This is a genomic window from Nocardia sp. NPDC050697, from assembly GCF_040654395.1.
GTDB lineage: Bacteria > Actinomycetota > Actinomycetes > Mycobacteriales > Mycobacteriaceae > Nocardia.
The window spans coordinates 524,785-550,217 of record NZ_JBFAHY010000001.1; the positions used below are offsets into that span (position 1 = coordinate 524,785).

At 74.0% G+C, this 25,433-nt stretch carries 21 protein-coding genes; 2 read left to right on the forward strand and 19 right to left on the reverse strand.

Annotation, left to right across the window (positions count from 1 at the left end):
* Position 1 precedes the first annotated feature (1 nt).
* From AB0H71_RS02630 to AB0H71_RS02660, 7 genes are all read right to left on the reverse strand, one after another.
* Entirely contained in the window at positions 2-3,751 is a 3,750-nt protein-coding gene (locus AB0H71_RS02630; RefSeq protein ID WP_357014173.1) for a LysM peptidoglycan-binding domain-containing protein, read from the reverse strand.
* A gap of 25 nt (positions 3,752-3,776) precedes the next feature.
* Positions 3,777-4,598, reverse strand: coding sequence for a DNA/RNA non-specific endonuclease (locus AB0H71_RS02635; protein ID WP_357014175.1), 822 nt, complete (start codon positions 4,596-4,598; stop codon positions 3,777-3,779).
* Positions 4,599-4,623: 25 nt separating this feature from the next.
* Positions 4,624-6,588, reverse strand: coding sequence for a serine protease (locus AB0H71_RS02640; protein ID WP_357014177.1), 1,965 nt, complete (start codon positions 6,586-6,588; stop codon positions 4,624-4,626).
* A gap of 193 nt (positions 6,589-6,781) precedes the next feature.
* On the reverse strand, positions 6,782-9,382 hold the full coding sequence (locus tag AB0H71_RS02645; protein ID WP_357014178.1) for a LuxR C-terminal-related transcriptional regulator: 2,601 nt from the start codon (positions 9,380-9,382) through the stop codon (positions 6,782-6,784).
* Between the two features lie 56 nt (positions 9,383-9,438).
* Positions 9,439-10,272, reverse strand: a complete 834-nt coding sequence (locus tag AB0H71_RS02650) for a leishmanolysin-related zinc metalloendopeptidase (protein ID WP_357014180.1) — start codon at positions 10,270-10,272, stop codon at positions 9,439-9,441.
* A gap of 80 nt (positions 10,273-10,352) precedes the next feature.
* Positions 10,353-11,054, reverse strand: coding sequence for an alpha/beta hydrolase (locus AB0H71_RS02655; RefSeq protein WP_357014181.1), 702 nt, complete (start codon positions 11,052-11,054; stop codon positions 10,353-10,355).
* Positions 11,051-11,887, reverse strand: coding sequence for a class I SAM-dependent methyltransferase (locus AB0H71_RS02660; protein WP_357014183.1), 837 nt, complete (start codon positions 11,885-11,887; stop codon positions 11,051-11,053). Before AB0H71_RS02660 ends, AB0H71_RS02655 begins: the two co-directional genes overlap by 4 nt.
* 93 nt (positions 11,888-11,980) lie before the next feature.
* On the opposite strand from AB0H71_RS02660, the gene AB0H71_RS02665 reads away from it, so the two are divergent.
* The gene (locus tag AB0H71_RS02665; RefSeq protein WP_357014185.1) at positions 11,981-12,613 is read left to right on the forward strand and encodes a PadR family transcriptional regulator; all 633 of its coding nucleotides are present in this window, start codon (positions 11,981-11,983) and stop codon (positions 12,611-12,613) included.
* A 19-nt stretch (positions 12,614-12,632) separates the two neighbouring features.
* On the opposite strand, the gene AB0H71_RS02670 is transcribed toward AB0H71_RS02665, so the two are convergent.
* Positions 12,633-13,100, reverse strand: coding sequence for a MarR family transcriptional regulator (locus AB0H71_RS02670; protein WP_357014187.1), 468 nt, complete (start codon positions 13,098-13,100; stop codon positions 12,633-12,635).
* A gap of 35 nt (positions 13,101-13,135) precedes the next feature.
* On the opposite strand from AB0H71_RS02670, the gene AB0H71_RS02675 reads away from it, so the two are divergent.
* Positions 13,136-13,615: a cupin domain-containing protein gene (locus AB0H71_RS02675; RefSeq protein WP_357014189.1), complete on the forward strand. Its 480-nt coding sequence runs from the start codon at positions 13,136-13,138 to the stop codon at positions 13,613-13,615.
* On the opposite strand, the gene AB0H71_RS02680 is transcribed toward AB0H71_RS02675, so the two are convergent.
* The 11 genes from AB0H71_RS02680 to AB0H71_RS02730 form a co-directional block, all read right to left on the reverse strand.
* Positions 13,599-14,288 (reverse strand): ANTAR domain-containing protein, encoded by a 690-nt coding sequence (locus AB0H71_RS02680; RefSeq protein WP_357014191.1) that lies wholly within the window; start codon positions 14,286-14,288, stop codon positions 13,599-13,601. The genes AB0H71_RS02675 and AB0H71_RS02680 overlap by 17 nt on opposite strands.
* Before the next feature lie 230 nt (positions 14,289-14,518).
* Entirely contained in the window at positions 14,519-15,745 is a 1,227-nt protein-coding gene (locus AB0H71_RS02685; RefSeq protein WP_357014193.1) for an MlaD family protein, read from the reverse strand.
* A complete protein-coding gene (locus AB0H71_RS02690) occupies positions 15,742-16,833 on the reverse strand; it encodes an MlaD family protein (protein WP_357014195.1) in 1,092 nt (363 codons plus the stop codon). The genes AB0H71_RS02685 and AB0H71_RS02690 overlap by 4 nt, the downstream gene beginning before the upstream one ends.
* On the reverse strand, positions 16,830-17,930 hold the full coding sequence (locus tag AB0H71_RS02695) for an MCE family protein (protein ID WP_357014197.1): 1,101 nt from the start codon (positions 17,928-17,930) through the stop codon (positions 16,830-16,832). The genes AB0H71_RS02690 and AB0H71_RS02695 overlap by 4 nt, the downstream gene beginning before the upstream one ends.
* The gene (locus tag AB0H71_RS02700; RefSeq protein ID WP_357014199.1) at positions 17,927-18,952 is read right to left on the reverse strand and encodes an MCE family protein; all 1,026 of its coding nucleotides are present in this window, start codon (positions 18,950-18,952) and stop codon (positions 17,927-17,929) included. Before AB0H71_RS02700 ends, AB0H71_RS02695 begins: the two co-directional genes overlap by 4 nt.
* 3 nt (positions 18,953-18,955) lie before the next feature.
* Entirely contained in the window at positions 18,956-19,990 is a 1,035-nt protein-coding gene (locus AB0H71_RS02705) for an MlaD family protein (RefSeq protein WP_357014200.1), read from the reverse strand.
* Positions 19,987-21,216 (reverse strand): MCE family protein, encoded by a 1,230-nt coding sequence (locus AB0H71_RS02710; protein ID WP_357014202.1) that lies wholly within the window; start codon positions 21,214-21,216, stop codon positions 19,987-19,989. Before AB0H71_RS02710 ends, AB0H71_RS02705 begins: the two co-directional genes overlap by 4 nt.
* A gap of 3 nt (positions 21,217-21,219) precedes the next feature.
* Positions 21,220-22,074, reverse strand: a complete 855-nt coding sequence (locus AB0H71_RS02715) for an ABC transporter permease (RefSeq protein ID WP_357014204.1) — start codon at positions 22,072-22,074, stop codon at positions 21,220-21,222.
* Positions 22,074-22,922, reverse strand: coding sequence for an ABC transporter permease (locus tag AB0H71_RS02720; RefSeq protein WP_357014206.1), 849 nt, complete (start codon positions 22,920-22,922; stop codon positions 22,074-22,076). The genes AB0H71_RS02715 and AB0H71_RS02720 overlap by 1 nt, the downstream gene beginning before the upstream one ends.
* Before the next feature lie 25 nt (positions 22,923-22,947).
* Positions 22,948-24,627, reverse strand: coding sequence for a VWA domain-containing protein (locus AB0H71_RS02725; protein WP_357014208.1), 1,680 nt, complete (start codon positions 24,625-24,627; stop codon positions 22,948-22,950).
* Complete coding sequence (locus AB0H71_RS02730; RefSeq protein WP_357014209.1) at positions 24,624-25,433, reverse strand: CbbQ/NirQ/NorQ/GpvN family protein; 810 nt, start codon at positions 25,431-25,433, stop codon at positions 24,624-24,626. Before AB0H71_RS02730 ends, AB0H71_RS02725 begins: the two co-directional genes overlap by 4 nt.

Here is a 25,433-nt window from a genome sequence, read left to right on the forward strand (position 1 = left end):
GTCAGGCTCCCATCGCGAAGGCGTCGAAGTACGAGTTCCACAGCTCCTGGCCCCCGGCCCGCGGCGGCATGATGTCGCGCAGCGCCGGATCGCCCCTGGACCCCGCGAGCTGCCGCTCGCAGACGATCTCCACCGAGGCGGAGAAGAAGAGCACCTCGACCTCGACGGTCAGGCTGGCGCGCCCGACCAGCTTGCCGGACTCGAAGTGGTAGGTCAGCGAGAGCTCGAGGGTGATCGAGGCCGAGACCAGGCCGAGCACGTCCACCTCGCCGCGGATGCGGAAGTAGCCGGTCAGCTGCCCCTTGCCCGCCTCCATCCGCAGATAGACCCCGATCGAGACCGACACCGAGCCGGAGGCGACCCCGAGGTCCACGGCGAGGCACGCGCACGCCTCCAGCCCCATCTCCAGCACCACCATCTTGGCCGGGCTCAGCCGCAGCTCCACCCATCCGCCGCCGCCGATGCACAGGACCGTGAGCCGGAACGGGGAGTCCTTGCGGCAGAAGTCGAACCCGACGGTGACCGCCTCCCCGAGGAACGGGATCCGGCAGTCGGCGGAGAGCGTGATGTTGGCCAGGCCGAAGACGCCGACCGCCACGCTCGGCAGCGCGAGATCGAAGCCCGCGGTCGCGCCCTCGGCGGAGATGTCGACGTACGGGGGATCGGCGAAGCCGTCGAATGGAATGAGCTGCCGGATCTTCTCGATGAAAGAGAGCACGCCGAGGAATTCGAGCCGATCGAAGACGACGTCGACCTCCGGTTTGCGCGCACCGCTGGTCCGGAAACCCAGCCGGGCGAACCGGATCGACATGAGCGGCTCGCCCGGCATCAGGATCAGCTCGAAGGCGCGCAGCTGGGCGCTGATGTCGGCGGCGGGCTCGCCGCGCTCGGTGGTGCGGAGCTCCACCGCGATCGAGAGGCCGTGCGGATCGGGTTTGAAGACCGGAACCTGGCCGGGGTCACCGTTGGGTGGCGGCCAGTTCTTCAGCCGCGGCCGCCACTCGAAGCGCAGCACGTTCGAGGTCACGGCCGCGCGCAGGGCGGCGAGCAGCTCCGCGCCGCGGGCCAGCGCGGTGATCTGCCGGAGCGCCGCCGCTGGCTTCTGCAGGGCGCTGCGGACGGCGACGGCCAGGATCGGGTCCGCGGCCGCCGCGTCGACGGCGGCGAGCGCGGCGGCGCAGGCATCCGCTGCCGCGCCCGCATCGCCGGACTCGCCGTCGAGCACGGCGCGCAGCGCGGCGCCGAGCGCGCCGGCCGCGCCGCTCAGCCCGGCGCGGGCGGACTCGATGGCGCCGCGCAGGGCCTGCGCCCGCTGGGCCGCCGCCGGGTTGGCGCTGTGCGCGATGTCGTCGGCGAGCTCGGTGGCCGCCCGGTCCAGCGCGGTGCCGAGCCTGCTGGCTTCCGCGTCGAGCGAGCCGAGGACGCCGAGTTGCTCGGCGAGCAGCACGGGTGCCTCGTCGAAGCCGGTGCCACCGACGATCTCGAGCAGGTCGAAGAGCCCGAACAGCTTCGGCAGCGCACCGGCCAGGAATGCCCGCGGATCGGGCGTCCCGGCGGCGGCGCCCGGCCCGTCACCGATCGCACCCAGCTTCCGGGAGAGCGCGGCGACCCGCACGCTCGGCTCGACGAAGCCGCCGCCGCGGTCGCTGCCGCCCGCGAAGCTCAGGGGCTGCGCGCTCGCCAGGGTGAGGAACACCCCGGCGTGCGCGTCGAAGTCGTGCTGGAGGTAGGAGTCGGCGTAGCTCACCTCGGTGGGCGCGCGCCTGCCGCCGATCGCGCCGAGCGCAGGAACGGCGACGAAGCCGCGCGCCATCGCGGGGGTGGCGGTGACTCCGGCCGCGTCGTGGACGCCGGTGAGGTCGAGGGCGTGCACGGCCAGCGTGGTGTCGCCGGGCGTGTCCGGAGGCGCCATGGCGACCTCCGCGTCGCCGAGCGCGGCACGGCGCTGGGCGGGCGGCCACACCGCGAGGATCGCCGCGGTCGTGGTGGCCGCCGCGGCCTTCTTCGTCACCAGGACCAGCGAGACCTGCAGCGGGATCGCGTTGTCGCGGTGATCGATGCCGGTCACCTGCCACAGGTAGGGCCTGTTCCCGGACGACGGCACGACCGGCGTCCCGGTGCCGACGGGGATGCCGTCGAGATCGGGGGTGACCGGCGGGTCGATGGTGACGGTGTGGAACGGGAGGCCGCGGAGGTCCTTATAGGTCTTGGAGCGCTCGCGCACCACGATGAAGGTGCGCTGCTTCAGCAGGGCCACCGGGTTCGGGCCGGCCTCGATGCGCCGCTCGGTGACATTGACCAGCGTGACCCGATGGCCGAAGGGGAACAGGTAGGCGGGCGTCTCGACCCGGACGTAGGCGTCGCGGCCCATCGGCGCCAGATGCCGGTACGCCTGCAGGGTCGTCGTCTCCTCGGCCTCCGGGTAGCCGAGGCCGTCCCAGTGGCCGGTCCAATCCACCCAGGCGCCGACGGCGCTGAGCGCGAGGCGGCGCACCAGCAGTGGCTTCGGCTCGATCGGCGTGCCCCCGGTGCCGCGGACCCGGCGGTCGGCGGTCTGCCGGACGATGCCGCGGCGTTCGGGGGCGTCGAGCGAGGCCGGGAAGCCCTGTGCGCCGACGCCGGGCTCCGCGTCGCGGGTCCAGACCGCGCGCACGACGCGCTGCTCGGCATCGTCCTCGTCGACCCCGGCGAACTGCCCGTCCCGCTCGACGCGTACGCCGAGCCGGGTGGTCCACAGCTCCGCGCGCGCGGGATCGCCCGGCGCGGAGCCGATCTCGGCGCTGTGGGTGAACCCGCCGCGCTCGCTCGGTGCGACGATGAGCCGGAACGGCGCCTCGATCGCGGTGCGATCGGCGCCGGGGGCGGTGGGTGGATCCTGTGTGCCTGCGGCCGGAGGCACCCGTAGCGGGAAGGTCCGAAGTGCGGCCAGTACCCCGGCGATGCCGAACGGGATCTCGGTGCCCCGCGGCACCGCGAACACCACCCGCGAATCGTGGGCCGCGAGTATCCGCGCGGGCCCGATCTTCACGGTGGCGAATGACTCCTCGAGCAGGTGCTGGCTGCCGAACCGGACGATCACGTGCGCGTCGTCGGCCACCGCGACCAGGCGCGGGGCGCCCGCCGGCGCGGGACGGACGCCGGGGATCCGCAGCCGCTGCCCCGGATGGATGAGGTCCGGGTTCGCGATGCCGTTCGCGGCCGCGATGATCGGGAACAGGGTGGGGTCGCCGTAGAAGCGCCCGGCCAGATCCCAGAGCGTGTCCCCCTCGGCGACCTCGTGCTCGTGGTCCCCGGCGGGCGCGGCGACCTCAGGGAGGATCAACTCCTGCCCGGGGAAGATCAGGTCGGGATCGGCCAGATGGTTCGCCGCCGCGATGAGCGGGAACCGCGTCCCGTCGCCGTAGCAGCGGACGGCCAGGTCCCACAGCGTGTCACCCGCGACGACGACGTGGGTGGCGAGCGCCGGTCGCTGCTCGGCGCCGAAGGTGAAACCGTGTGCCTCGCAGCGCAGGTCGAGCAGATCGGCGGGGCGCAGCAGCCGGAAGGCGACGGTCGCGGGCGGCGGGGGTGGCGGCGGCGGGGGTGGCGCGGGCAGGTCGGGGATCCGCAGGACCTGGCCGGGGAAGATCCGGTTCGGGTCCGGGAGGTGGTTCTCGGCGGCGATGAGGGCGAACTTGGTGCCGTCGCCGTAGAACCGGGTGGCGATGGCCCACAGCGTGTCGCCGTGCACCACCGTGTAGGTCTGCGCCATGGGTCGCTCCGTTCGTTCCGGCCGGCTACCAGCGGATCGCCGCGAGCGAGTCCAGCGGCACGGCGGCCGACTCGGCGCCGATCGGCAGATCCGCCCCGTGCAGCACGTCCGGGAACCGCACCCCCGTGCGCTCCTCGAGCGCGGTGAGCGGAACCTGGAAAACCCGGAACTCGTCGAGCTCCAGCGCCTCCAGCGGCGCCAGATTCTGGCCGAGCAGGAAGCCGCGCGCCCGCAGCGCGCCGCGCTCGGCGAAGACCAGCACCTTCCAGTACTCGCGCGGGATCAGGACGCCGCGGTAGACCCGGTCGTCGGCGGCGAAGACCGGGCCGCCGAAGGCGCTGACCCGGAGCGCGTCGACCTCGGCGTCGGCGAAGACCGCTTCCTCGAGCCGCCCCCAGAGCCCGGCGCGGGCGCTCTGGTTGAAGTCGTCCATCTGCGGCGCGATATTGGTGTAGAAGAACGAGTCGGCATTGGCGCGCCCGGCCTCGGGCAGCGGGCCCCAGAGCAGGTCGGCGCGGCGGGCGAGGTGGCCGCGGTCGAGGCGGTTGTCGCGGTAGAGCTCGTTGCCGAGCTGCGCGTCGTCGGGCAACCTGCGGTCCTTGACGAACTCCAGGTCCTTGCGGGGGAGCCGTTTGAGCGCCCCGCCGTCGATATTCCACGCCACCCAGATGGCCAGGCGCCGCGCGGGGCTCATGGTGAGCGAGAAATGGGTGTAGGGCAGCGGGGTGGTGCCGTCGGCGTGCGTGGGCGCGGGGACGGCGGTGCCGAGGAAGGCGGGGTCGTAGCCGGTGGCCGTGGCGCGCTCCCCGCCGTCGAGCACGGCCGCGGCGGCGTTGTCGATGATCATGGGACACCTCGGGGTTCGGAAGTGGTCAGCGGAGGAGCTGCCCGCCGATGGCGGCGGCGACGGCGGGGTGGGCGAGGTACTCGGCGATGTCGTGGGCGCGGTCCCTGGGGTTCTCGACCGGCAGGTCGCGCAGGTCGCTGCCCCAGGCGCGCTGCAGCGGGCAGCCGATGGCGATGGGGTCGCCGCCGTAGAAGGTATTGATCCACTCGCCGACCCGCTCGGGGCGTTTCGGCCCGCCCGCCAGCAGCCGCTGCTGCACGGCGTCGAGCCCGAGCGGGCTGCCCGCGGTGGCGAGCAGGCTCACCTCCACCTCGGGCGGCAGCTCGGTGAGCAGGTCCAGCGCGACCACGGTGCCGAGGCTGTGCGCGACCAGGATCAGCTCGCCGCGCACGGGCAGGTCGGCGCGCACGGCCTCGAGCACGCCGCGCCGCACCGCCTCGTTCTCCAGGTAGGCGGCGACGTCGCGGAAGACGGCGCGGATGAGCAGCGAGTCCAGCGCGCTGTGCGACGCCACCCAGGAGAGCCCGTCGCGCACCCGGGAGAGCAGGGTGGCGCCGAATGCCTCCCTGGCCACGGGATCGGGCGGCGCGCAGCCGGTGTCGGGCATCCCGACGCGGCGCGCCGCCTCGGTGACCAGGTCCTCGTAGAGCGGGGTCTCGACGTCGGCGACCCGCTCGCGCCCGATGCTGCCCGCCAGCTGGTCGCCGTAGAACGGGAAGGTGATGTCGGCGGGGTCGAGCGGGCGCAGCCCGGCCAGCGTGAGCCCCTTGTTCAGCCCGGCCACCCAGCCGCGCCGCAGCTCGGCCGGGTCGCGGCCCTCCTGCCCGCGGCCGTGCAGGAACACCACGGTGCGGCGGCCGGCGAAGGCGCCGGCCCCGGCGCGGATCCCGCGGCCGGGGGTGCGCAGCGCCTCCCTGACCTCCGGCGTCCTGGCGCTGCCCGCTCCGGTCGAGAGCGCGGCCGCCGGGCCGAGCTCGTCGAGCAGAGCGCGCTGGGCGGCGTCGAAGGCGCGCCCGCGCAGGTCGCGCAGCAGCGCGCTGACCCGGACGCCCTCGTTGGCGATCCAGTGCACCGCGTCCTCGCCGTCGCCGGGCTGCCAGCGCTTGCCGTCGGCGCGCAGCGTGTGGCCCGCGCTGTCGGTGGCGGCGACCCCGGAGTGGTGCAGCGCGACCAGCTCCCACTGGTCGTTGAAGACCGGCGAGCCGGAGCTGCCCGGCTCGGTGTCGGAGGAGTAGTGCAGGAAGTCGTCGAGCTGCAGGTCGAGGCGGTTGCTCCGGATGGAGATCTCCTTGAGCCGCCCCATCGGGTGCCCGATGACGTTCATCGCCTCGCCGATCACGATCTTGCCCTGGTCGGCGATGAGCGGGTTCCAGCCGAACACCGCGCCGGGGGCAACGCCGTCGGGGCCGGGCGCCACCCGGACCAGGGTGTAGTCGAGGCCGGGGTCGGTGACGAAGAAGTCCGCGGGCGCCAGCCGCAGCCGCACCGCCGCGGCCGGGGTGTTGTCGATGCCCGCCTCCGCGCGGAACTCCACCACCACCGAGGCGGCCCGCTCGGCGGAGGGCAGCACGTGGTTGTTGGTGAGCAGCAGCTGCGGGGAGACCAGCGAGCCGGTGCCGAGCGGCATCTCGCGGCCGTTGTGGCACAGCGAGATCCGGGCCACGGTGTCGGCGGCGCGCACCCCGCGGGTGAGGAAGTTGACGGCCTGCAGCTCGTTGGCGGCGTCGATGATGCGCTCCAGCGCGCGCACGCCGTCGACCGGCTCCCGGCTGCCCAGTTCGATCATGGTCTGCGCGGGCACCTCGCCGGTGACGAGCAGCCGCTCGGCGCGGGCCTCGAGCTGGGCGGGGTCGTCGACGACGGCGGTGTTGCGCCTGGCCCGTTCCCGATCCACCTCCGCGCGCTCGTCCGCGTGGTCGCTGAAGCGCTGCGACGCGGCCTCGACCTGCCGGCATCGCGCGGTGGTGTGTGCGTCGCTGTCGGTACCCATCCCGATCACCTCGGAGTGCAGAGAGTTTGCGGACTGTGCGCCCAGCATGGGCCGATGGGGCGGCCGGAGCGTGCGTAGCGGGGTACGCCAATCAGGAGCGCGTTTCCGGCGCCGCCCGGCCCCGCGCGCCGCCCGGCCGGGCGAAACGGGTCCGGTGCGGGCGGGGAACCGAGTACGCCCCTACCCCAATCGCTCAGTGCGGGACGTCGGGCCAGATCAGCGCGGCGAGCTGCTCGCGGTCGGTGGTGTCGAGCTTCTGGCAGGCGCGGTAGATGTGGCCCTCGACGGTGCGGATGGAGACCACCAGCCGCTCGGCGATCTCCCGGTTGGTGAGGCCGCGGGCGATGAGCGCGGTGATCTCGCGTTCCCGCGCGGTCACCGGCAGCGGCCGCGCCGCCGCGAGCAGCGCCGGTGTGGTCGCCCCGTCGCAGCGGGCCGCGAGCCGCAGCGCGCGGGCGGTGGCCTCGGCGGCGGACCTGCGCTGTCCGGCGTGCGCGTGCCTGGCGGCCGCCTGCGCGGCGGCATCGGCCGCGGCGGGCAGCAGCCCGGCCGCCTCGAAGTCCCGGCCCGCCGCCGCCAGCGCGCGGGTGCCCGGCGCGGCGAGCGCGGCGGCGTGGCGGGCGTAGAGCCCGGCGAGCGGGCCCTGCACCTGCCGCGCCAGCGCGCCGAGCCGCGCGGCCACGGTCCGGTCCCCGAGGCGCGCCGCGTGGTGCAGCGCCTCGGCCTCGAAGCCGAGCTGGCCGCCGCGGTGCGCGAGATCGGCCGCCGCGCGGGCGAATCCGGTGGCCGCGTGCACATTGTGGTCGGCGGCGGCGAGCCAGGCGCGGGCCAGCAGCCGGTGCGGTTCGTGCAGGGCGGTGTGCGGGCCGTCGTGCTCGCCGGCCGCCGCCAGCACCCGCTCGGCGGCGGCGACATCGCCGAGGGTGGCGTAGGCGCGGGCGAGCAGCAGCTGCGCGGGGAGCTGCCAGGAGAGCGCGGTCTCGGCCACCAGCGCGGCCAACGCCTGCTCCAGCGCGGTGGCGGCGTCCCGGAACCGGCCGCGCGCCACCGCCACCGTCCCGCAGCAGATCTTCTCGATGGCCCAGCCGGCGAACTGGCCCGAGGTCGAGAACCGCCCGGAGCGGGTGGCCAGCTCCTCGGCCTCGTCCAGCGCGCCCACGCTCACCAGGGCCAGCGCCTCGCCGTAGCGGATCATGGCGCGGATGACGCCGTCGGTCGGCTTGCGCTCCGCGCGGCAGCGCTCGGCGATCGGGGCGAAGTCGAGCCCGCGCCCGGCCACCGGCATGGCCAGCCCGGCGGCGAAGGCCGCGAAATCCACGGCCTGGGACGGCGCCTCGGGTTGCGCGAGAACGTGTTCGGCCAGCGCGAGCCCGTCCGGGATGCGGTTCTCGTGCACCGCGACGGCGGCGCGCAGGGCATCGACGGCGAGCCGCAGCACGGGATGGCGGACCCGGTCGAGGAGCAGGGTGAGCGTCCGGTGCGCGCCCGCCGCGTCGCCGGTGGCCCAGAACCGCAGGCTCGCCACCGGGAACCCCCACTGCACCAGCTCCAGCTCGTCGAGGTGCCCGGGATCGAACCCGGCCAGCACGGCGTAGGCGTCGCGCGCCCGCCCCTGCCAGAGCAGCGCCCGGCACAGCAGCTCGGCGGCGGCGAGCCCGCCGTCGCGCTCGTGCGCCGCGCGCGCCAGTTTCTCTCCGAGCGGCAGATCCGAGAGCGCCACCGCGTCCTTCGCGGCGGTGATCAGCAGCCCGGTGTCGATCGGCTGGTCGCTGTCGACGCAGAGCCGCGCCATTCGCAGCCGGGCGGGGGCGGTGTCCAGCGGCTGCCCGCGCAGCGCGGCCACGATGCGGCCCCGGCGGCGGCGCGCCGAGACCCGGCCGATCCGCTCCCGCACCACCTCCCCGAGCAGCGGGTGGGTGAAGCGCGCGGCCTCGGCGCCGTGGTCGCCGGTGATGCGGAGCAGCCCGGCCAGCTCGGCGGCGTCGACGGCCTCCGGGCTCTCCAGGTCGGCGAGCAGCTCCAGGTCGAAGGGTTCGTGCAGGGCCACCATGCGCAGCACGTCGAGCACCGCCTCGTCTGCGTGGCTCAGCCGCTCGTCCAGCAGCTCGACCAGCCCGGAGGGCACCGCGGCGGGGCCGCGCAGCTGCCAGATCCCGCCCACCCGGCTCAGCCCGCCCGCCGCCACCGCGCCCTCCACCAGGGTGCGCAGGTAGAGCGGGTTGCCGCCGGAGGTCTCCCACACCACCTCGGCGCTGAGCCCCTCCAGCGGCCCGCCCAGCACCGCCTCGACCAGCTCCAGGCACTGCTGCCTGCCCAGCGGCGCCAGCTCGCGCCGCTCCAGGTAGCCGTCCTTCCACAGCGAGGTCACCGCGCCGGGAACGCGCTCCCCGGTGCGCACGGTGGCGACGACGCGGGCGCTGCCCTCCACCGCTATCTGGTGCAGCAGCGTGGCCGAGAGCTGATCGAGCAGGTGCGCGTCGTCGACGCCGATCACCGGATCCGCCCCGGCCACCAGGTTCTCGTGCGCCGAGGAGAGCAGCGCCAGCGGGTCGCGCGAGGCGGGCGCGGTGATCCACGGCGCGAAGGCGCCGAGCGGGATCGCCCGGGAGGATTCCGTGCAGGCCGCCCAGCGCACCGGCACCGTCAGGCCGGCGGTGACGGCGCGGGCCAGCGTGGTCTTGCCGACCCCGGCGGCGCCGACCAGCACGATCCCGCCCGCGGCGGGTGTGGTCAGCGCGGCGCGGACGGCGTCGCACTCGGCCGGGCGTTCGAGCAGCTGCCAGCTCCCACCCATGGGAAGGAAGTTTAGTTCGCTTTCTGTCCAGCCGGGCCGGGTTGCGGCCGCGAGTCTCAGACGCGGCGGGGCAGGGTCGGGAGCACGTAGCCGGCCCGGGCGGCGCGCTCCGGCCTGCCCGATTCGAGCACCGCGAGCAGGTCGGGCAGCGTGAACGGGTCGGCCGCGGCGAAGTCGACCCGATAACCCATGTCGGCGAGCGAGGCGACGGTGACCCGGCTGATCGGGTTGGCGACCCCGGCGGCCGAGATGAACCCGGTCATCAGCTCGGTGCCGAAGACGTCGTCGCGCCAGTGCGCGCCCGCCGTGCCCGGCCCGCCCCTGTTCTCCACCGGCACCGGCTCGGTGCCCGCCCCGGTGAGCGCGGCGTACTCGGCCATGGCGGTACGCCCGACGAAGACCGGGTCGGCGGTGTCCGCGTCCCGCAGCAGGCCGTGCTGGCTCCAGAGCGAGCCGATACCGAGCACGTGCCCCATCTCGTGGGTGATGGTGTCGCCGAGCCGCCCGTCGGCCTCCAGCCCGGCCAGATCCGCGGTGTCGAAGGTCATCTCGCCCGCGATGGGCAGCAGCGAATCGCTGCGGATCCAGGTCGGCCCGGCCTGCCCGAGGACCGTGCCCGGCCCGTCGATCTGCCGCCCCTCGGCGAAGATCAGTACGTCGTCGACGGCGATCGTACCGCCCGCGCCGTCCTCGATCTCGGCCTCCGGGAGATCACCGACGATCACCGACGCCCACCGGTCGGCCGCCGCGGCGAAGGCGGCCTCCTGGCTCGCGGTGAGCCCGCCGACGAACCGGACCTCGATGGTGAAGGGCGAATCGGTGAGCGCGAGTTCCTGCGCGCGCACCCGGTCGGCGCGCGCGAAGTGGGAGTGGGGTGCGGTGCGGGTCATGGGGCTGGCCTTTCCGGGGGCGGTCGGATGGGTTCATGGTGGCCGGGGGTGCTGGGGGGTCACCAGCGTGTGGGGGTACCTCATTCCGGGACGTGGAGCTGCGTCTCGTCTGCGAGTTCGTGGAGCACCGCCATGAGTTGCCGCGGACGGTGCAGGTGGACCCAGTGCCCCACCCCGCTCAGATCGCACCCGCGCACCCCCGCCGGGAGCCGGTCGAGGGGGACGGGAATGTTCGCCCGGACATAGGCGCACGGCACGGTCAGCTCGCCGAGCGCCCTGCGGCCGGGGTAGCCGAAGGCCGCGCGGACGAAGCGGCGCGCCTGCGCGGGCGGGACCGCGGCGAGCCGGGCCATGACGTCGGCGCGATGGCCCGAGCCGTCGGCCGCGGCGAAGGTCGCGCGGAAGAAGGCGCGCAGCAGCGCGGGCCCGATCGGGGTGCGCAGCAGCGCGACGAAGACGGTCAGCGCCGCCCGGACCGGCGCGGGGACGAGGAGCGGCGCGTCCACGATCGCCACGGCGGCCACGACGTCGGGCCGCGCCCTGGCCAGTTCGAGGGCGACGAGCCCGCCCTGGCTGTGCCCGGCCACCAGGTAGCGGGAGAACCCGGCCCGCCCTGCCGCTTCGGCGACCCGCGCGGCCTGGCCCGGGATCGTGGGCTCGTCGTAGAACGGATCGAGGCACAGGGCGGGGCCGTGGCTCCACCCGCGGGCGAGGGTGTCGAATTCGGCGGCGTGCCCAGCGAGTCCGGGGACGAAGACGGCCGCGAGCGGTGTGCGGGTCACCGGCGGGTGGCGGTGACGAGCCAGGCGGCGGAGCCGAAGCGGATGCCGTCGTCGGTTTCGTGGGCGGCGAGGGTGGCGCGCAGCGCGTCGAGTGCGGCGGCGCGGCGGTCGGGTTCCTGCCCGGTGAGCATCCAGCCGAGGAGTCCGCTCAGGAAGGCGTGGGCCTGGTCGACCGTACGGCCGTAGACGGTGCTCTCGCGCAGGTCGGTGCAGTCGATCTCGGCGAAACCGGTGCGCGCGAGCAGCGCGGTGGTGTGGACGGGGTCGCTGAGCGAGAAGGGCCCCGGTGCGCCCGGCGCGGGCTCGGGCGGGGTGCGGCCGGTCAGGGCCAGGGTGAAGGCGTTCAGCCACTCCTGGTGCTCCGGACGGTTCCAGGTCAGCAGCACCAGCCGCCCGCCGGGCCGCAGGCTGCTCAGCAGGTTGGCGAAGGCGGCGTCCGGGTCGTCGAAGAACATGGCCCCGGTCTGGCTGACCAGCACGTCGTAGTCGCTGTCGAAGGGGTGGAGCTGGGCGTCGGCGCGTTCGAACTCGATAGTGCGCAGCCCCTCCCGCGCGGCGAGGCGGCGGGCGACGTCGACCATCCGGCTGGACAGGTCGACTCCGAGCACGTGACCCCGGTGCGCGGCCGCGGCGGCGACCCGGGTGTATCCGCCGGTGCCGCAACCGATGTCGAGCACACGGTGGTGCGGTTCGATCGCCGCGGCGCGGTCGAACGCCGGCTGGTAGCGGTCGAGAACGGCCTCGAAAAGATGGTGGTTGTCGGCCCAGAAGGCGCCCTCGTCGCCATCCCAGGCCGCGGTCTGGGCGGCATTCGGTATTTTCACGGTGCTCATGGGTGCGGGTCTCCTCGTCCCTGATACTCTCTTCGAGAGTACTCTCAATGGGAGTAAATATGAGCGGGAGGAGACGCGGTGTCAAGTGCGCGAATGACCGGGACCACCTACGCGGTGCTCGGGCTGCTGGCCGTGCAGCCCTGGAGCAGCTACGAGCTGACCCGCCAGATGGAGCGCAGCCTGGGCCGGATCTGGCCGCGGGCACAGAGCCGGCTCTACGAGGAGCCCAAGAAGCTGGTGGCGCTCGGTTTCGCGACCGCCGAGGACGAGGTCACCGGGCGCCGGACGCGCACGGTGTACACCATCACCGAGGAGGGGCGGGCCGCGCTCGCCCGGTGGCTGACCGAGCCCGGGGAGGGGCCGGTGCTGGAGTTCGAGCAGCTCGTGCAGCTCAGCTTCGCCGATCAGGGCGCCAAGCGGGACGCCCTGCGCACCATCGCCGCCGCCCGGAGCTGGGCCGAACAGCGCAATGCCGAGAACGCGGCCGTGGCCGAGCTGTACGCGCGGGGCGAAGGGCCGTTCCAGTACCGCGCCGCCACCACCATGCTGGCCGGCGCATTCTTCACCGAGTTCTACGCCATGGTCGCCCGCTGGGCCGACTGGGCGGGCGAACAGGCCCGCACCTGGCCCGACGACCCCGCCGACGCGGTCGCCGATCCCGCGCAGCTGGCCGAGATCGCGCGGCGCGCGGCGTGGGACCCGGGCTCGTCCCCGGCGGGCGGATGAGGGGTCCCGCGGCGGTGAGTCAGTCCCCGATCGTGACGGCGGACCCGAGGATGGTTTCGAGGTCGGCGCGGAGCCGCTCGTGGCGGTCGGCGCCGAGCAGCTCGGCCAGGGATCGTTCGATCGCTGGGACCGTCGACTGGGCGATCGCGACGACCTCGCGCCCGCTCGCGGTGGGGACGACGAGTTTCGCGCGCCGATCGCGGGGGTCGGGTTCGCGGGTCACGTAGCCGTGCTGCTCGAGATGGGCGACGAGCTCGGCCATGGCCTGCTTGGTCATCCGGCCGCGTTCGGCCAGGGTGCTCACGGTGGTGCCGGTGTCGTCGAGGTGCTGGAACACCACCCCGTGCGCGGAGCGCACCGCCCCGTGCCCGCTCGCGGCCAGCCGGGCGAGGGCGAGGTCGTTGAGCGCGGCGAAGGCCTCGCGCAGCAGGACCACGGTGTTGACCGGGCGGGGGCGGCCACCGGTGACCGGCCGGACGATTGACATAGACAAGTCCCCTGTCTAAATTCGACGATATGGACATGCTACCTGTCGATCGCGCAACGGCCGAGTGCTGGCAACTCGGCGCCGATCACATCACCGTGCTCGCGACCTGCGCCCAGACCCGGGGCCACTTGTTCGCCGTGGAGATCCGGATGCCACCCGGCGGCGGGCCCCCGGTCCTGCACCGCCACGAACCCAGCGAGGTCTACTACGTGCTCGAGGGCGAGTTCGCCTTCTACATCGGCGGCGCGGACGGCGTCACCCGGCACCGCGCCGGACCCGGCGCCACCGTCCCGCTCGCGGGCGGGACCCCGCACACGATCCGCAATGAAACCGATTCCGACGCGGTCGCTTTCGTCGTCCATACCCCGGGAGCGACGATGGAGAACTTCAGCCGCGCCGCCGCGGCGCTGGCGGCGGACGGGCCGCCGGCGATGGAACAGGTGCTCGCTCTCGCGCAGCGGCACGGCATCGAGCTGCTCGGTCCGATACCGGACGGTGTCAGGCCGGCCCGGTAGCCTCGCCGATCCGCTCGTGCAGGGTCAGCAGCAGATCGTCGACCCGGGCCCGCACCGCCGCCGGTGCGAGTTCGCCGTCCCCGTCGACCGCGGCGCACAGCCGTGCGGCGAACTCGGTGACCGGCACCCCGGTCTCCGTGGCCCGCCACAGGAGCAGCTCGCGGGCCTTGTTCGCGGTGATGCTGTAGACCAGTCGCAGCATTCCGACCGCCTGCTCGACCGTGGCGCCGAGGGCGACCATCGGCGGGAGTTTCTCGTCGAGCAGCGTCTGGGACTGGGCGCCGAGCGCGTCGGTGAGGTCGAGGTAGATTCCCTCCACCTCCGCCCCGGGGCCCACCTCGCCGGCGGTCTGGTCCACGAGCAGGATCAGCGTCCGCTCGGCGCCGGCGCCGTCGGGCAGCCGCACCCGCAGGCAGAAGCGCTGCCCGCTCGCCAGTGCCTCGGCCAGCGGTTCGCGGTCCTGCTCGTGGACCTGGCTCAGCAGCACGTCCGCGCTCATCCGCCCGGCTCCGGTGTCCGCCGCGGCCGTTGTGCGCGGCTCGGTCCGGCGCGTCCAGCGCATCGTCCGCGCGGACGGGTCGTAGCCGAACTCGCCCACGCACACCGGTCCCAGTGCGTTCGCCGCCGCGCGGGCGATGCCGTTCGGTGAATGCCTCTGCTGAGTACTGGTCATGCCCTCTCACCTCGGCCCGGACAGGTGGGACTCGCGGCCTTCGCCGCCGGGGCGCGGCCGCCGGAACCGGTCCGCACCCGTTTCGAGGCATACCCGTTTCATCCGATGATCGACGGTTCACCCGCCACATTCCCGTGCGAGCGCCCGCACCCGGGGTCCCGGCATCGGCTGCTCATCCGGCGTGACACCGGCGAGTCGGGAAGCTCGACGACCGTTCCGGTGCAGCCGGGTCAGCGCGGGATCGGGGCCTTCGGCCCGCCGTAGGGGGTCGGGATCGAGAGCGGCCCGACCGGCGGAGGATCGGCGGTCTGCAACGGATCTCCCGGTGGCGCGGCGGGAACGGGGTCGTCCGCGGGCCGGGGGGCGTTGGCGGCACCGCGCGGGATGAGGGTGGGGTCGGGGCAGTCGGCGTTGAGGTACGGCGGGGCGTAGTCGGGGACCGAGCCGGGGCGGCGCGGGGTGTTGTAGTCGCAGGTGTAGCGGGGGTAGATGCTCGCCAGCGCCCAGACCCCGCCGTCGTGGAAGGCCGAGGCGACGGCGTCCAGCGCCGACCCCGCCCGCTGCCGCGGGAAGAAGAACTCCTCCAGGGCGGGGATGCGGGTGTACGCGACCTGGGAGACGGTCACCAGATTGCCGAGCAGCTGAACCATGGTGGGGGAGTTCTGCGCGAGCATGGCGTCCACGGTGGCGAGCATGGGCGGGGTCTGGGTGACGAGTTGCTCGTAACCGCCGGTCATCGCGGAGACACCGCGGGCGGTGGCGGCCAGGTCGGCGGCGGTGGACGCGAGCGCGGGGCTGCCGACGGTGGCGAGCACGACGCGGCTGTTGCGCAGCAGGCTCACCGTCTGCGGGAGCACCGCGTCCAGGGTGGCGACGAGGAAGGTGCCGCCGTCGATGATGGCGGCCAGTCTGTCCGGGCCCGCCTCGCTCACGCCCAGTTCGCGGGAGATGGCGGCGAGCCGGTCGGGGTCGATCTGGGCCAGGGTGGCGCTGAGGCTCTCCAGCATGTCGGCGAGCGGGACCGGCGTGGTGGTGCGGTCGGCGGTGATGACGGCGCCGTCGGCGAGGTAGGGCCCGTCGCCGGTGGTGGGCTGGAAGTCCAGGTACTGCTCCCCGGCCGCGGAGAGCGCCGCCACCCGCACCGGGCCCGCGGCGGGGATGCGGTGCCGCTCGCCGATCGCGGCGACCGCGACGATCCGGTCCCCGCTGACGGTGACGGATTCGACCCGCCCGACCCGGACCCCGCGCAGCGTGACGTCCTGGCCGGGCAGCAGCCCACCGGACTGCGCCAGCTCGATCCGCACCCGGTACGGCTCGTGGAACGGCTCCATCCGCAGGGTGCCGATCCCGAGATACCCGCCCGCCCCGGCGAGGATGACGAGCAGCCCGGCCAGCGAGAGCGCGAGCCGGTGCCGGTGCGCGCGCCGCACGGCGCCGACGAGGAGGCGGGCGATCATCGCGGCGGCCCCTGCAGCCGGGGGCCGAGGCGGTCGAGCATGTGCTGCAGCGAGCCCGCGAACTCGGTCCAGTCGGTGGGGTCGGGGAGGCGGGCTCCGGCGGTGCCGGGGAAGCCGGGGTCGGGGAGCGCGCCGACGGCGACCTGGGTGATGTCGGCGTTCACGTGGCCGTTCGGGCCGCTGATCATCTTGATGACGATGCCGAGCATGGTGTTGAGCGCGTTCAGGTCGGCGTGCGGGTTCACCGCGGCGGCGTTCATCCCGGCGGCGAAGCGGTTCAGGTTCGCCGCCATGCTGGTGTCGTTGGTGCCCTGGACGCTGGGGAAGAGGGCGAGCTGGTCGGTGACCGTGGAGATGCGCTGCACCAGATCGAGGATCGCGCCGGTGTTGCCGGCCAGCACGTCGACGGCCGGTCCCGCCGCGGTCATCGAGTCGGTGAGGGCGGAGCGCTCGGCGGCGACGGTGGCGCCCAGATCGGCTGCGGCGCGCAGGACTTCGTCGATCCGGGCGGAGCGCGCGGTGAGCGTGTCCAGCAGCGCGCGGGTCTGGTCGAGCAGCTCGGCGAGGCGCTCGCCGCGGCCGCCCACGTACTCGCCGAGGGCGGAGATCACCGAGGTCAGGTGCTCGATGGCGCCGCCGCTCACCAGCAGCGAGGCGCGGGTGAGCAGCTCCTCGATGGTGCTGGCGGCGGCGGCGGTGGCGGCGAGCGGGATGGCGTCGCCGTCGCCGAGGAGCGCGGTGCCGGGCTCCGGCGGGGCGGTGAGCGCGACGAAGACATCACCCATCGGGGTGGCCGAGCGCAGCTCCGCCGAGGTGCCCGCGGGCAGCCGGACCTCGGCGCTGATGCGCAACGTCACCACGGCGGCGTAGTCGCGGGCCGCCATGGTCTCGACCTGGCCGATGTCGGCGCCGTCGAGCCGCACCTTCGCCTCGGCGGGGAGGTTCAGCGCATTGGCGAAGGTGGCTGTGAGCGTGTAGGTGTCGCCGCTCAACCCCGGGGCGGGCAGCGGCAGCCGGTCCAGGCCGGTGGCGCAGCCGCCGAGCGCGAGCGCGGCGCCGAGCGCGAGCAGGGATCGGGGAAGTCTCATCGGCCGTTCCGTTCTGCCAGTGCGGTCAGGATGGCGGTGATGCCGAAGTCCGGCCCCATGTCGCGCATGGTGCCGGTGGCGCAGCCGAGGTTCTGCAGCTGCAGCAGGTTGCAGACCTCCTTGACCATCTGGCCGTCGAGCAGCAGCCGGTTCACGTCGACGGCGGCGCGCAGCGCGCCGACATCGTGGTCGATGGCGTTGTAGGCGTTGTCGGTGACGAGGGGGAACACGTCGAGGAAGGCGGCGAGGTTGTAGTCGTACTCGGCCAGCGTTCCCGCCAGTGTGTTCGCGTCGGTGGAGAGCCCGGCGATGGTGTCGCGGTGCCGGGTCAGCACCTCGGTGACCTGGGCGATGATCCGGTTGAGTGCCGCGCCGGTGGTCCCGTCGCCGAGCTGCTGCCCGGCGAGGAAATCGCTCAGTCGCGCGACGGCGGAGCCGAATTGCCGGAGGGTCTCGTCGTTGCGGGTCGCGGTCGCGGTGAGTGCGTCGAGGGTGGTGACCACCCGGGTCACCGCATCGCGGGTGGCCGCGCCGCCGTCGGGGCCGAGTTGCAGCGCGCGGGCCAGCTCGCCGAGCGCGGCCCGCATGTCGGCGCCGTTGCCGCTGGTGGCGGCCGACCCCAGGGACACGAGGTCGGCGACAGGGCCCGCGCCGTTGCCGTCGCCGCCCAGCGCGGCGGAGAGTTTGCGCGTCATCGCGAGCAGGGCGTCGAACTCCACCGGCGTCCTGGTGCGGTCGAGTCCGAGCACCGCCGCGTCGGGCAGCGCGGGGCCGCCGCGGTAGACCGGCGTGAGCTCGATGTGGCGGTCGGTGAGGATCGAGTCGGAGATGGTCACCGCCTGGACGTCCGCGGGCAGGGTGATGCCCTCCTCGACCCGCATCTCGACCTCGACATCGGTGCTGCGCGCGGTGATCCGCACGATCTTCCCGACCTTCATGCCCAGCACGGAGACGGCATTGCCCTCGTAGAGGCCGTTGGCATCGGTGAAGCGGGCGGTGACGGTGGTGCTGCCGGCGCCGGGGGCGCCGCAACCGGCCAGGCAGGCGGCGGTCACCGCCAGCACCGCCAGTTTCAGGGTGCACCGGATGCGGCTCATCGGCAGTCCTCGAGGTAGGGGGCGCGGCCGGACTCGACCGCGGCGGCGCTCAGCGCGCACATCCAGGAGTCGACGAAGGCGCCGTCGGGGGCGTTGGCGTCGAGCTCCGGGCCGCTGCCGGTGGCATTGGCGAACAGCCGCCACGGCACCGGGAGGATCTGCAGGATATTGCGCAGCAGGTCGTCGTGCGCGGCGATCATGCCGGTCATGGCGCGCAGGTCGGTCAGCAGCTGCTCGATCTCGGCCTGTTCGCCGACCGCGATCGGCTCCAGGCGGTGCACCAGGGCGGTCGTGGCGTCCAGCAGCCGGGCCAGCGCGTCCTGCCTGGCATTGATCTGCTGGAGCAGGGTGCGGCCCTCGCCGATCACGGCGGCCAGGTCGGCCTGCTGCCGGTCGAGCACGGTGCTGATCTGCTCGGTGCCCGCCAGCAGCGCGCCGATCTGGTCGCGGCGCTGCGCGATCACCGCCGAGAGCGAGCGCACGTCGCGCAGGATGCCGGGGACCAGCGCGGGCACGCCGTCGAGCTCCCGGGCCAGCGTCGTCATGGAGGCGGCGATGCGGTCGGCGTCCATCCGGTCGAAGGTGGTGGTGACATCCTGCAGCGCCGTCTCCAGGTCGTAGGGCACGGTGGTCTGCGCCAGCGGGATCCGGTTGCCCGGCAGCTCGCCCGCGCCGGTGGAGCGGAGTTCGACGTAGCGGGAGCCGAGCAGGGTGGTCAGCTTGATCGCGGCCGCGGTGTCGGCGCCGAGGTCGACCGCGTCGTCGTCGATGGAAAGGGTCACCTCGACGTGGTCGCCGGCGAGCCGGGTATCGGTGACGGTGCCGACCGGGATGCCGGCCCAGGTGACCGCGTCGCCCGCGGCGATCCCGGCGGCCTGCGCGAAGTCGGCGCGGTAGGTCCGGGCGCCGATGTGCAGCGAGCCGAGCACGACCAGCCCGGTCAGCGCCAGCACCAGGGCCGCGACCGCGGCGATCCCGGTGCGCAGCGCGGAGTCGAGGCCGGAGGCGTTCTGTGCGTTCATGATTCACCTGCAGATCGGGGAGTGCTGCGGACGGCCGGTGGGCGAGGCCGCGGCCAGCGCGTCCGCGATCACCGGGTCGATGCCGGGGACGATGCTGAAGCCGATATCGCAGACGTAGGCGTTCACGAAGGCGCCGCTGTCGGTGGCCCTGACCATGGCCTGCAGCAGCGGCGGCAGGTTGTAGCCGAGGTAGGCGAAGCGGTCGCTGCCCGCGACGAAGTGGCGGGCGAAGCCGGGCTCGCGGCCGGCGAACTCGGTCAGCGCGGGGGCGGCGCCCTCGACGACGCCCGCCGCGTCGGTGACCACGGAGGCGATCCGGTCGGTCTGCGCCATCAGCTCGTCGCGGCGGGCCGCCAGCCCCTCGAAGAGCACGCGGGTCCGGGCGAGGGTCTGTTGCATGCCGGTGCTCTGCGCGGCGAGGGTGGACATGACGGCGGCGAGGTTGTCGATGAGGGCGCCGAGGACCTCGTCCGGCCCGGCGAAGGTCTGGGCCAGCGCGGCGGTCCGGCCGATCAGCGCGGCGACCGCGCCCTCGTCGCCCTGCAGTGCCCGGATGAGCGCGGAGGTCAGGTTGTCGACGTCGGCGGGGTCGAGCGTGCTGAAGAGCGGCTGGAAGCCGTCGAGCAGCCCGGAGATGTCGAAGGAGGGCTGGGTGTGCGTTAGCGGGATCTCGGCGCCGGGCGGCAGCGGGTCCGGCGCGCCGAAGTCCGAGAGGCTCAGGCCGAGATAGCGCTGGCCGATGAGGTTCTGATAGGTGACCGCGGCCAGGGTGTCGCCGCGCACGGCCTGGTCCCGGTGCACCCGGAAGGTGACCCTGGCGTTCGGCCCGTGCACGTCGATGGCGTCGACCCGGCCCACCTGCACGCCCGCCACCCGGACGTCGTCGCCGACGCGCAGCCCGGAGACGTCGCTGAACATCGCTGTGTAGGTGTCGGTCTCGCCGGTGATGTCGCGCTGCAGGGTGACGTGCACCATCCAGGTCAGCACCGCGGCCACCAGCAGGAAGGCGGTGAGCCCGATGCGGTCACGTCGGGTCATCGCGGTCCTCCCGGAGTCGGTGGTGTGAGCCCGAAGAGCTCGGCGAGGCCGCCGTGCTCCGGGGGCAGGCCGGATTGCTCGGCCAGCAGGCGCCGTTGCCCGGGGCCGCTCACCGGCGCCTCCAGGCTGTCGAGCACCGAGGGCCCGGCGGGCGGGCCGCCGGTGCAGCTCGGGCCGGCCAGCTCGCCGTAGCGGGGGCAGTCGGTGCGGGTGTACTGCTGGTGCGGCGTGAGCTCGACGATCACCTTGGCGGTGCCGCTCTGGTCCTCGGCATTCCAGAAGTCGTGGGCGAAGACCTGCGCGACCCGGGTCTGCGAGGTCGTCATCTGCACGAAGTTGTCGCTGCCCGCGGCCAGGACCCGCAGCACCGGGCCCATCCGGCTGTTCAGCCCGATCAGCGTGGTACCCCGATTCGTCAGCGCGGTGCCGACCGTCGTGCTGGTGGCGTTCGCGCCGGTGAGCAGCGCGGCCAGCTGATCGCGGTGCTCGGCCACGCCGCGCAGCGGCAGCACCGCCTCGTGCAGGGTGGCGAGCAGATCGGGGGCCGCGCGCTGCAACTCGAGCACCGCGCCGGAGAGCTCGGTGAGCAGCGCGGATTCGCCGGGCGCGGTGGCCTCCGCGCGGTAGGCGCGCGCGAGGCGCTCGAGCTGGGTGGCGGCGGCGAGCGCGTCCGCGCCCCGGCCGCTGGTCGCGCGCTCCAGCGTCTCCAGAATGCCGACGGTGGGGTCGGTGCCGGGGCGGCCCACCGCCGCCGCCAGCTTGCTCAGCGCGGTGAGCGATGTCTGTAGCTGGACGCCGGCGCGGCTGTGGTCCTCCGGGATCCGCGCGCCCGCGGCCAGCGCCGGGCCGGAGCCGTTGTCCACCAGCTGGATCGAGGGAACCGCGAAGACATTGCTCGGGACGACCCGCGCGGTCACGGTGGCCGGGATGCCGCCGGCGTGCGCGGGCAGCAGATCGATGCGCACGACATTGGCGCCGTCCGCCCGCGTCACCTCGCGCACGCTGCCGACCAGTACGCCCCGGTACTTGACGTCGGAGCGCCGCGGCAGCCCGTCGCCGACATCGCTGAGCACCGCGGTGACCTCGACGGTGCGGGCGAAGGCCCCCTCGGAGCGGGCGATCATCGCGACGGCGGTGGCGACGATGACCACCAGCACCGCCAGCCCGCGCACGAAGAGCCCGGTGCCGGTGAGGTTCCGATCCTCGGATTCGAACACGATGGTCATGGCCTACCCGCTGATCCGCGAGCCGGCGTCGAAACCCCAGAGCGCCAGCGTCAGCAGCAGATTCACCGTGATCATCACGGTGATGCTCGCGCGCATCGCCCGCCCCGCGGCGATGCCGACGCCCTGCGGCCCGCCGCGCGCGTAGTAGCCGTAGTAGCACTGGATCGTGGTGGTGACGATGACGAAGACGACCGCCTTGAGCAGGGAGTAGACGATATCGGTGCCGCTGAGCACCAGGTCGAAGTAGTGGTCGTAGGTGCCGAAGGACTGGCCGCCCGCGATGCCGACGAACAGCTTCACCGCCAGGTAGTCCGCGGCCAGCGCCGCCAGGAACAGCGGGACCATCGCCACCACGGCGGCGATCAGCCGGGTCGTGACCAGGAAGGGCACCGGGCGGATGGCGATGGAGTCGAGGGCGTCGATCTCCTCGGCGATCCGCATGGCGCCGAGCTGGGCGGTGAACCGGCAGCCCGCCTGCGCGGCGAAGGCGATGGAGGCCATGATCGGGGCCAGCTCGCGGGTGGCCGCGGTGGCGGCGATCATGCCGGTCGCGGGCTGCATGCCGAGCAGCTTCAGCGCGTTGAACCCCTCGATGCCGACGATGCCACCGGCCGCCGCGCCCAGGATGATCATGATCCCCGCGGTGCCGCCGCCGACGATGAGCGAGCCGTTGCCCCAGGTGACATCGGAGATGATGCGCAGCGTCTCGCGCCGATAGTGGCGCAGCGTCAGCGGGATCGCGGTGACGCTGCGCGCGAAGAAGGTGAACAGGTGGCCGAGCTGGATGACCGCGTGCCACGGCGGCCGCGTCACCGCGAGCGCGGTGCGGAGCACGGGCGGGCGGTAGACGGTGGCCATTACAGCGTCGTCCTCGGGAAGAGCATGGTGTACAGCTGGGTGCAGCCCAGGTTGACCATCATGAGCACGACGATCGAGGCGACCACGGCGGCGTTCACCGAGTTCGCCACCCCGCCGGGGCCGCCCCTGGTGTTCAGCCCCTTCTCGCAGGCGATGACCACCACCAGCACCCCGAACACCGCCCCCTTGAGCAGGGCCAGGTACAGGTCGCCCGCCGTCGCGAAGGAGGAGAAGGTGGCCAGGTAGCTGCCCGGGGTCCCGTCCTGGACGTAGACGTTGAACAGGTACCCGGCCAGGAAGCCGACGAAGCAGCTCACCCCGGTCAACGCCATCGCGACGAGCACGCCGGCGGCCAGCCGCGGCACCACCAGCCGGCGCAGCACCGAGATGCCCATGACCTCCAGCGCGTCGATCTCGTCGCGGATCTTCCGCGAGCCGAGGTCGGCGCAGAGCGCCGAGCCCACCGCCGCCGCCAGCAGGATGGCGGTGACCAGCGGCGCGGACTGCCGGATCACGGCGAGCCCGCTCGCGGCCCCGGCCAGCGCGGTGGCGCCGACCTGCCCGGCGAGCAGCCCGAACTGGATCGAGAGCGTCGCGCTGATCGGCAGCGCGACCGCCACCGTCGGCAGCAGCGCGGTCTTCACCATGAAGGCCGCCTGGCCGGCGAACTCGTCGAAGGGGAAGCGGCGGGTGGCGATATCGGTGACGAGGTGCCGGACGGCCCGCTGCCCGAGCGTGACCTGCCTGCCGACGGTCCGCAGCGCGGCGGCGGGATGCCGGGAGACGTACCCCTTCGACCAGGTCGTGATCTCGGCGGCGGCGGTGGGCGGGGAAGTCGGGGCTGTCATTCCTGGCCTCCTTGTCGGTGGTCGGTCAGCGCGCGACGGCGAGTTCGCGCAGTGCGGCGAGGAACAGTTCGTCCATGCGCGGGCTGAGCTCGCCCAGGGTGGTCGCGCCGGCGTGCCCGGCCGAGCCGAAGACCCGGGCGAGCGCGTCGTCGGTGGTGGTGGCGCCGATGGTCAGGCACAGGCAGGCCACGCCGTCGGCGCGCAGCTCCTCGAGTGCCCTGTTGGCATCGGCTTCGGCGTAGTGACCCTCGTACCCCTCGTCGTAGGGGTGGCCGTCGGAGAGCACGACGAGCAGCCGGTTCTCGGTTCCCGCTTCGCGTTTCAGGATGTCGCCCGCGCCGCGGATGCCCGCCCCGAGGCGGGTGTAGTTCGCGGGCTGGAGCTGGTTGAGGCGGGCCCGCCCGGCCGCGCCGAAGCGCTGGTCGAAGGTCTTGACGGCGGGCAGGTGCACGGCGTGGCGGCCCTGCGAGCGGAAGGCGTAGACCGCGACCCGGTCGCCGAGCTCCTCCAGCGTGTGCGCCATGGTCGCGGCCGCGCGGCGCTGGTGGTCGTGCACCGCGAGGCCCTCGGTGTCGGTATCGGTGGCCGAGCCGGAGGCGTCGAGCAGGATCAGCACCCCCAGGTTGCGGTCGAGCTTGCGGCGTTCGAGGTAGATGTTCTCCGCGGGGGAGTGGCCCGAGCGCAGGTCGACGACGAGGTCGATCAGCGCCTCGAGATCGAGTTCGTCGCCGTCCGGGCGGCTGCGCAGTACCCGGGGGCCGAGCCCGATCCGGGCCAGGCGGCGGCGCAGCACGTCGTCGGGAGCGACGCCGGCCGCGGTGAGGTCGGCGTCGACGGTCAGCGGGAAGTCGATGACCCGGCACCAGTCGGGTTTGTAGCGCTTGCCGTGCACATCCCACTCCGGGTGCAGCGCGCCGCCGATGCCGAGCGCGGCGGCGGGCTTGCCGTCGTCGGTGAACCGGATGCGGGTCGGCAGCGGCTGGGCGGCGGCGCCCACCCGGCTCACCCGGCGCACCGCGCGCACCTGCATCTCGGCCCCGGCCGCGCCGTCACCGGCCGAGCGGGAGTTGCCGAAGAGCTTGCGCAGCTGATCCGAGAGCGCCCGCGAATTGAAGAGCGGGTTCTCGAACAGCTTCAGGATCTTGCTCCCCCCGACCTGGTCACCGCCGTCGTCGTCGTCCTCCTCGCCCTCGGGCAGGTCGATCGGGTCGAACTCGAGGCGCAGCTCCTTCCCGGTGGCCCGCCCGCCCGGCCCGGCGGCGGGTGCGAGCAGCCGGGACGGCTTGATCACCCCGAACCACTCGGGCGGCTCCGCCACCGGCTCCCGGCCGCTTGCCAGCGCGAGCGACCCCTCCGCGCTCGCGGTGCGCAGCGGCTCCGGCCCGGCGAGCACCGCGGCCAGCGGAATCGACGCGCCGAGCCCGGCGAGCGCGCGGTGCCCCTCCAGCGCCAGGTAGCGCCGCGCCACCCCGGAGCGCGCCCGGAGCGGCCGCACCAGCGCGGGGTCGAGGCTCCCCGCGCCGAGCAGCGCGGCCTGCACCAGCACCTCCCGGCGCCGCTCGGCGGCGGATCGGCCCGCCGAGACGAAGACGACCTGCCCGTTCGTGTGGGCCGCCGCGCCCGCAGGGGCCGGGCCGATCTCGACCGCCCGGCCCGCGACGTAGCTCGCGAGCAGCCGGAAGCGGTCGAGCTCCGCGGTGCTCATGACCGGGGCAGGACGGCGTCGACGAGCTCGCCGAGCGCGCGGACCACGTCGGCGTCGTCGGAGAGCGTCCGCACCACCGCCGACTGCACCGCGGCGTGCAGCGGCAACCCCTCGGCGACGAGCCCACCGGCCAGGATGAGCAGCCGGGTGGAGGCCACCTCGCGCAGCGGCGACCCGTCGATGCGGCGGATCGCCTGCCCGAGCCGCACCAGGTCGGCGGCGGTGCCGGCGCCGATCCCGGCCTCGTGGGCGACCACGTCGGTCTCGATATCGGCGGGCGGGAAGTCCAGCTCGATGGCGACGAAGCGCTGCCTGGTCGATTCCTTGAGGCTCTTGAGCACGCTCTGGTAGCCGGGGTTGTAGGAGATCACCAGCTGGAAGCCGGGGGCGGCGGGGATGCTGGTGCCGAGCCGGTCGACCGGCAGCTCGCGGCGGTGGTCGGCGAGCGGGTGGATGACGACGGTGGTGTCCTGCCGCGCCTCGACCACCTCGTCCAGGTAGAAGATGGCGCCCTCGCGGACGGCGCGGGTCAGCGGGCCGTCCACCCAGACCGTCTCCCCGCCCTGGAGCAGGAACCGGCCGACCAGATCGGCCGAGGTCATGTCCTCGTGGCCGGCGGCGGTGATCAGCTCGCGGCCGAGCTCGTGCGCCATCGCCTCCACGAAGCGGGTCTTACCGCAGCCGGTGGGGCCTTTCAGCAGCACCGGCGACCCGCGTCGGGCCGCCGCGCGGAAGACCTCGGCCTCGTCGCCGATGGCGCGATAGAAGGGGGCGCGCGCGATGTGCGGTGCGGTGGTCAGCGTCAT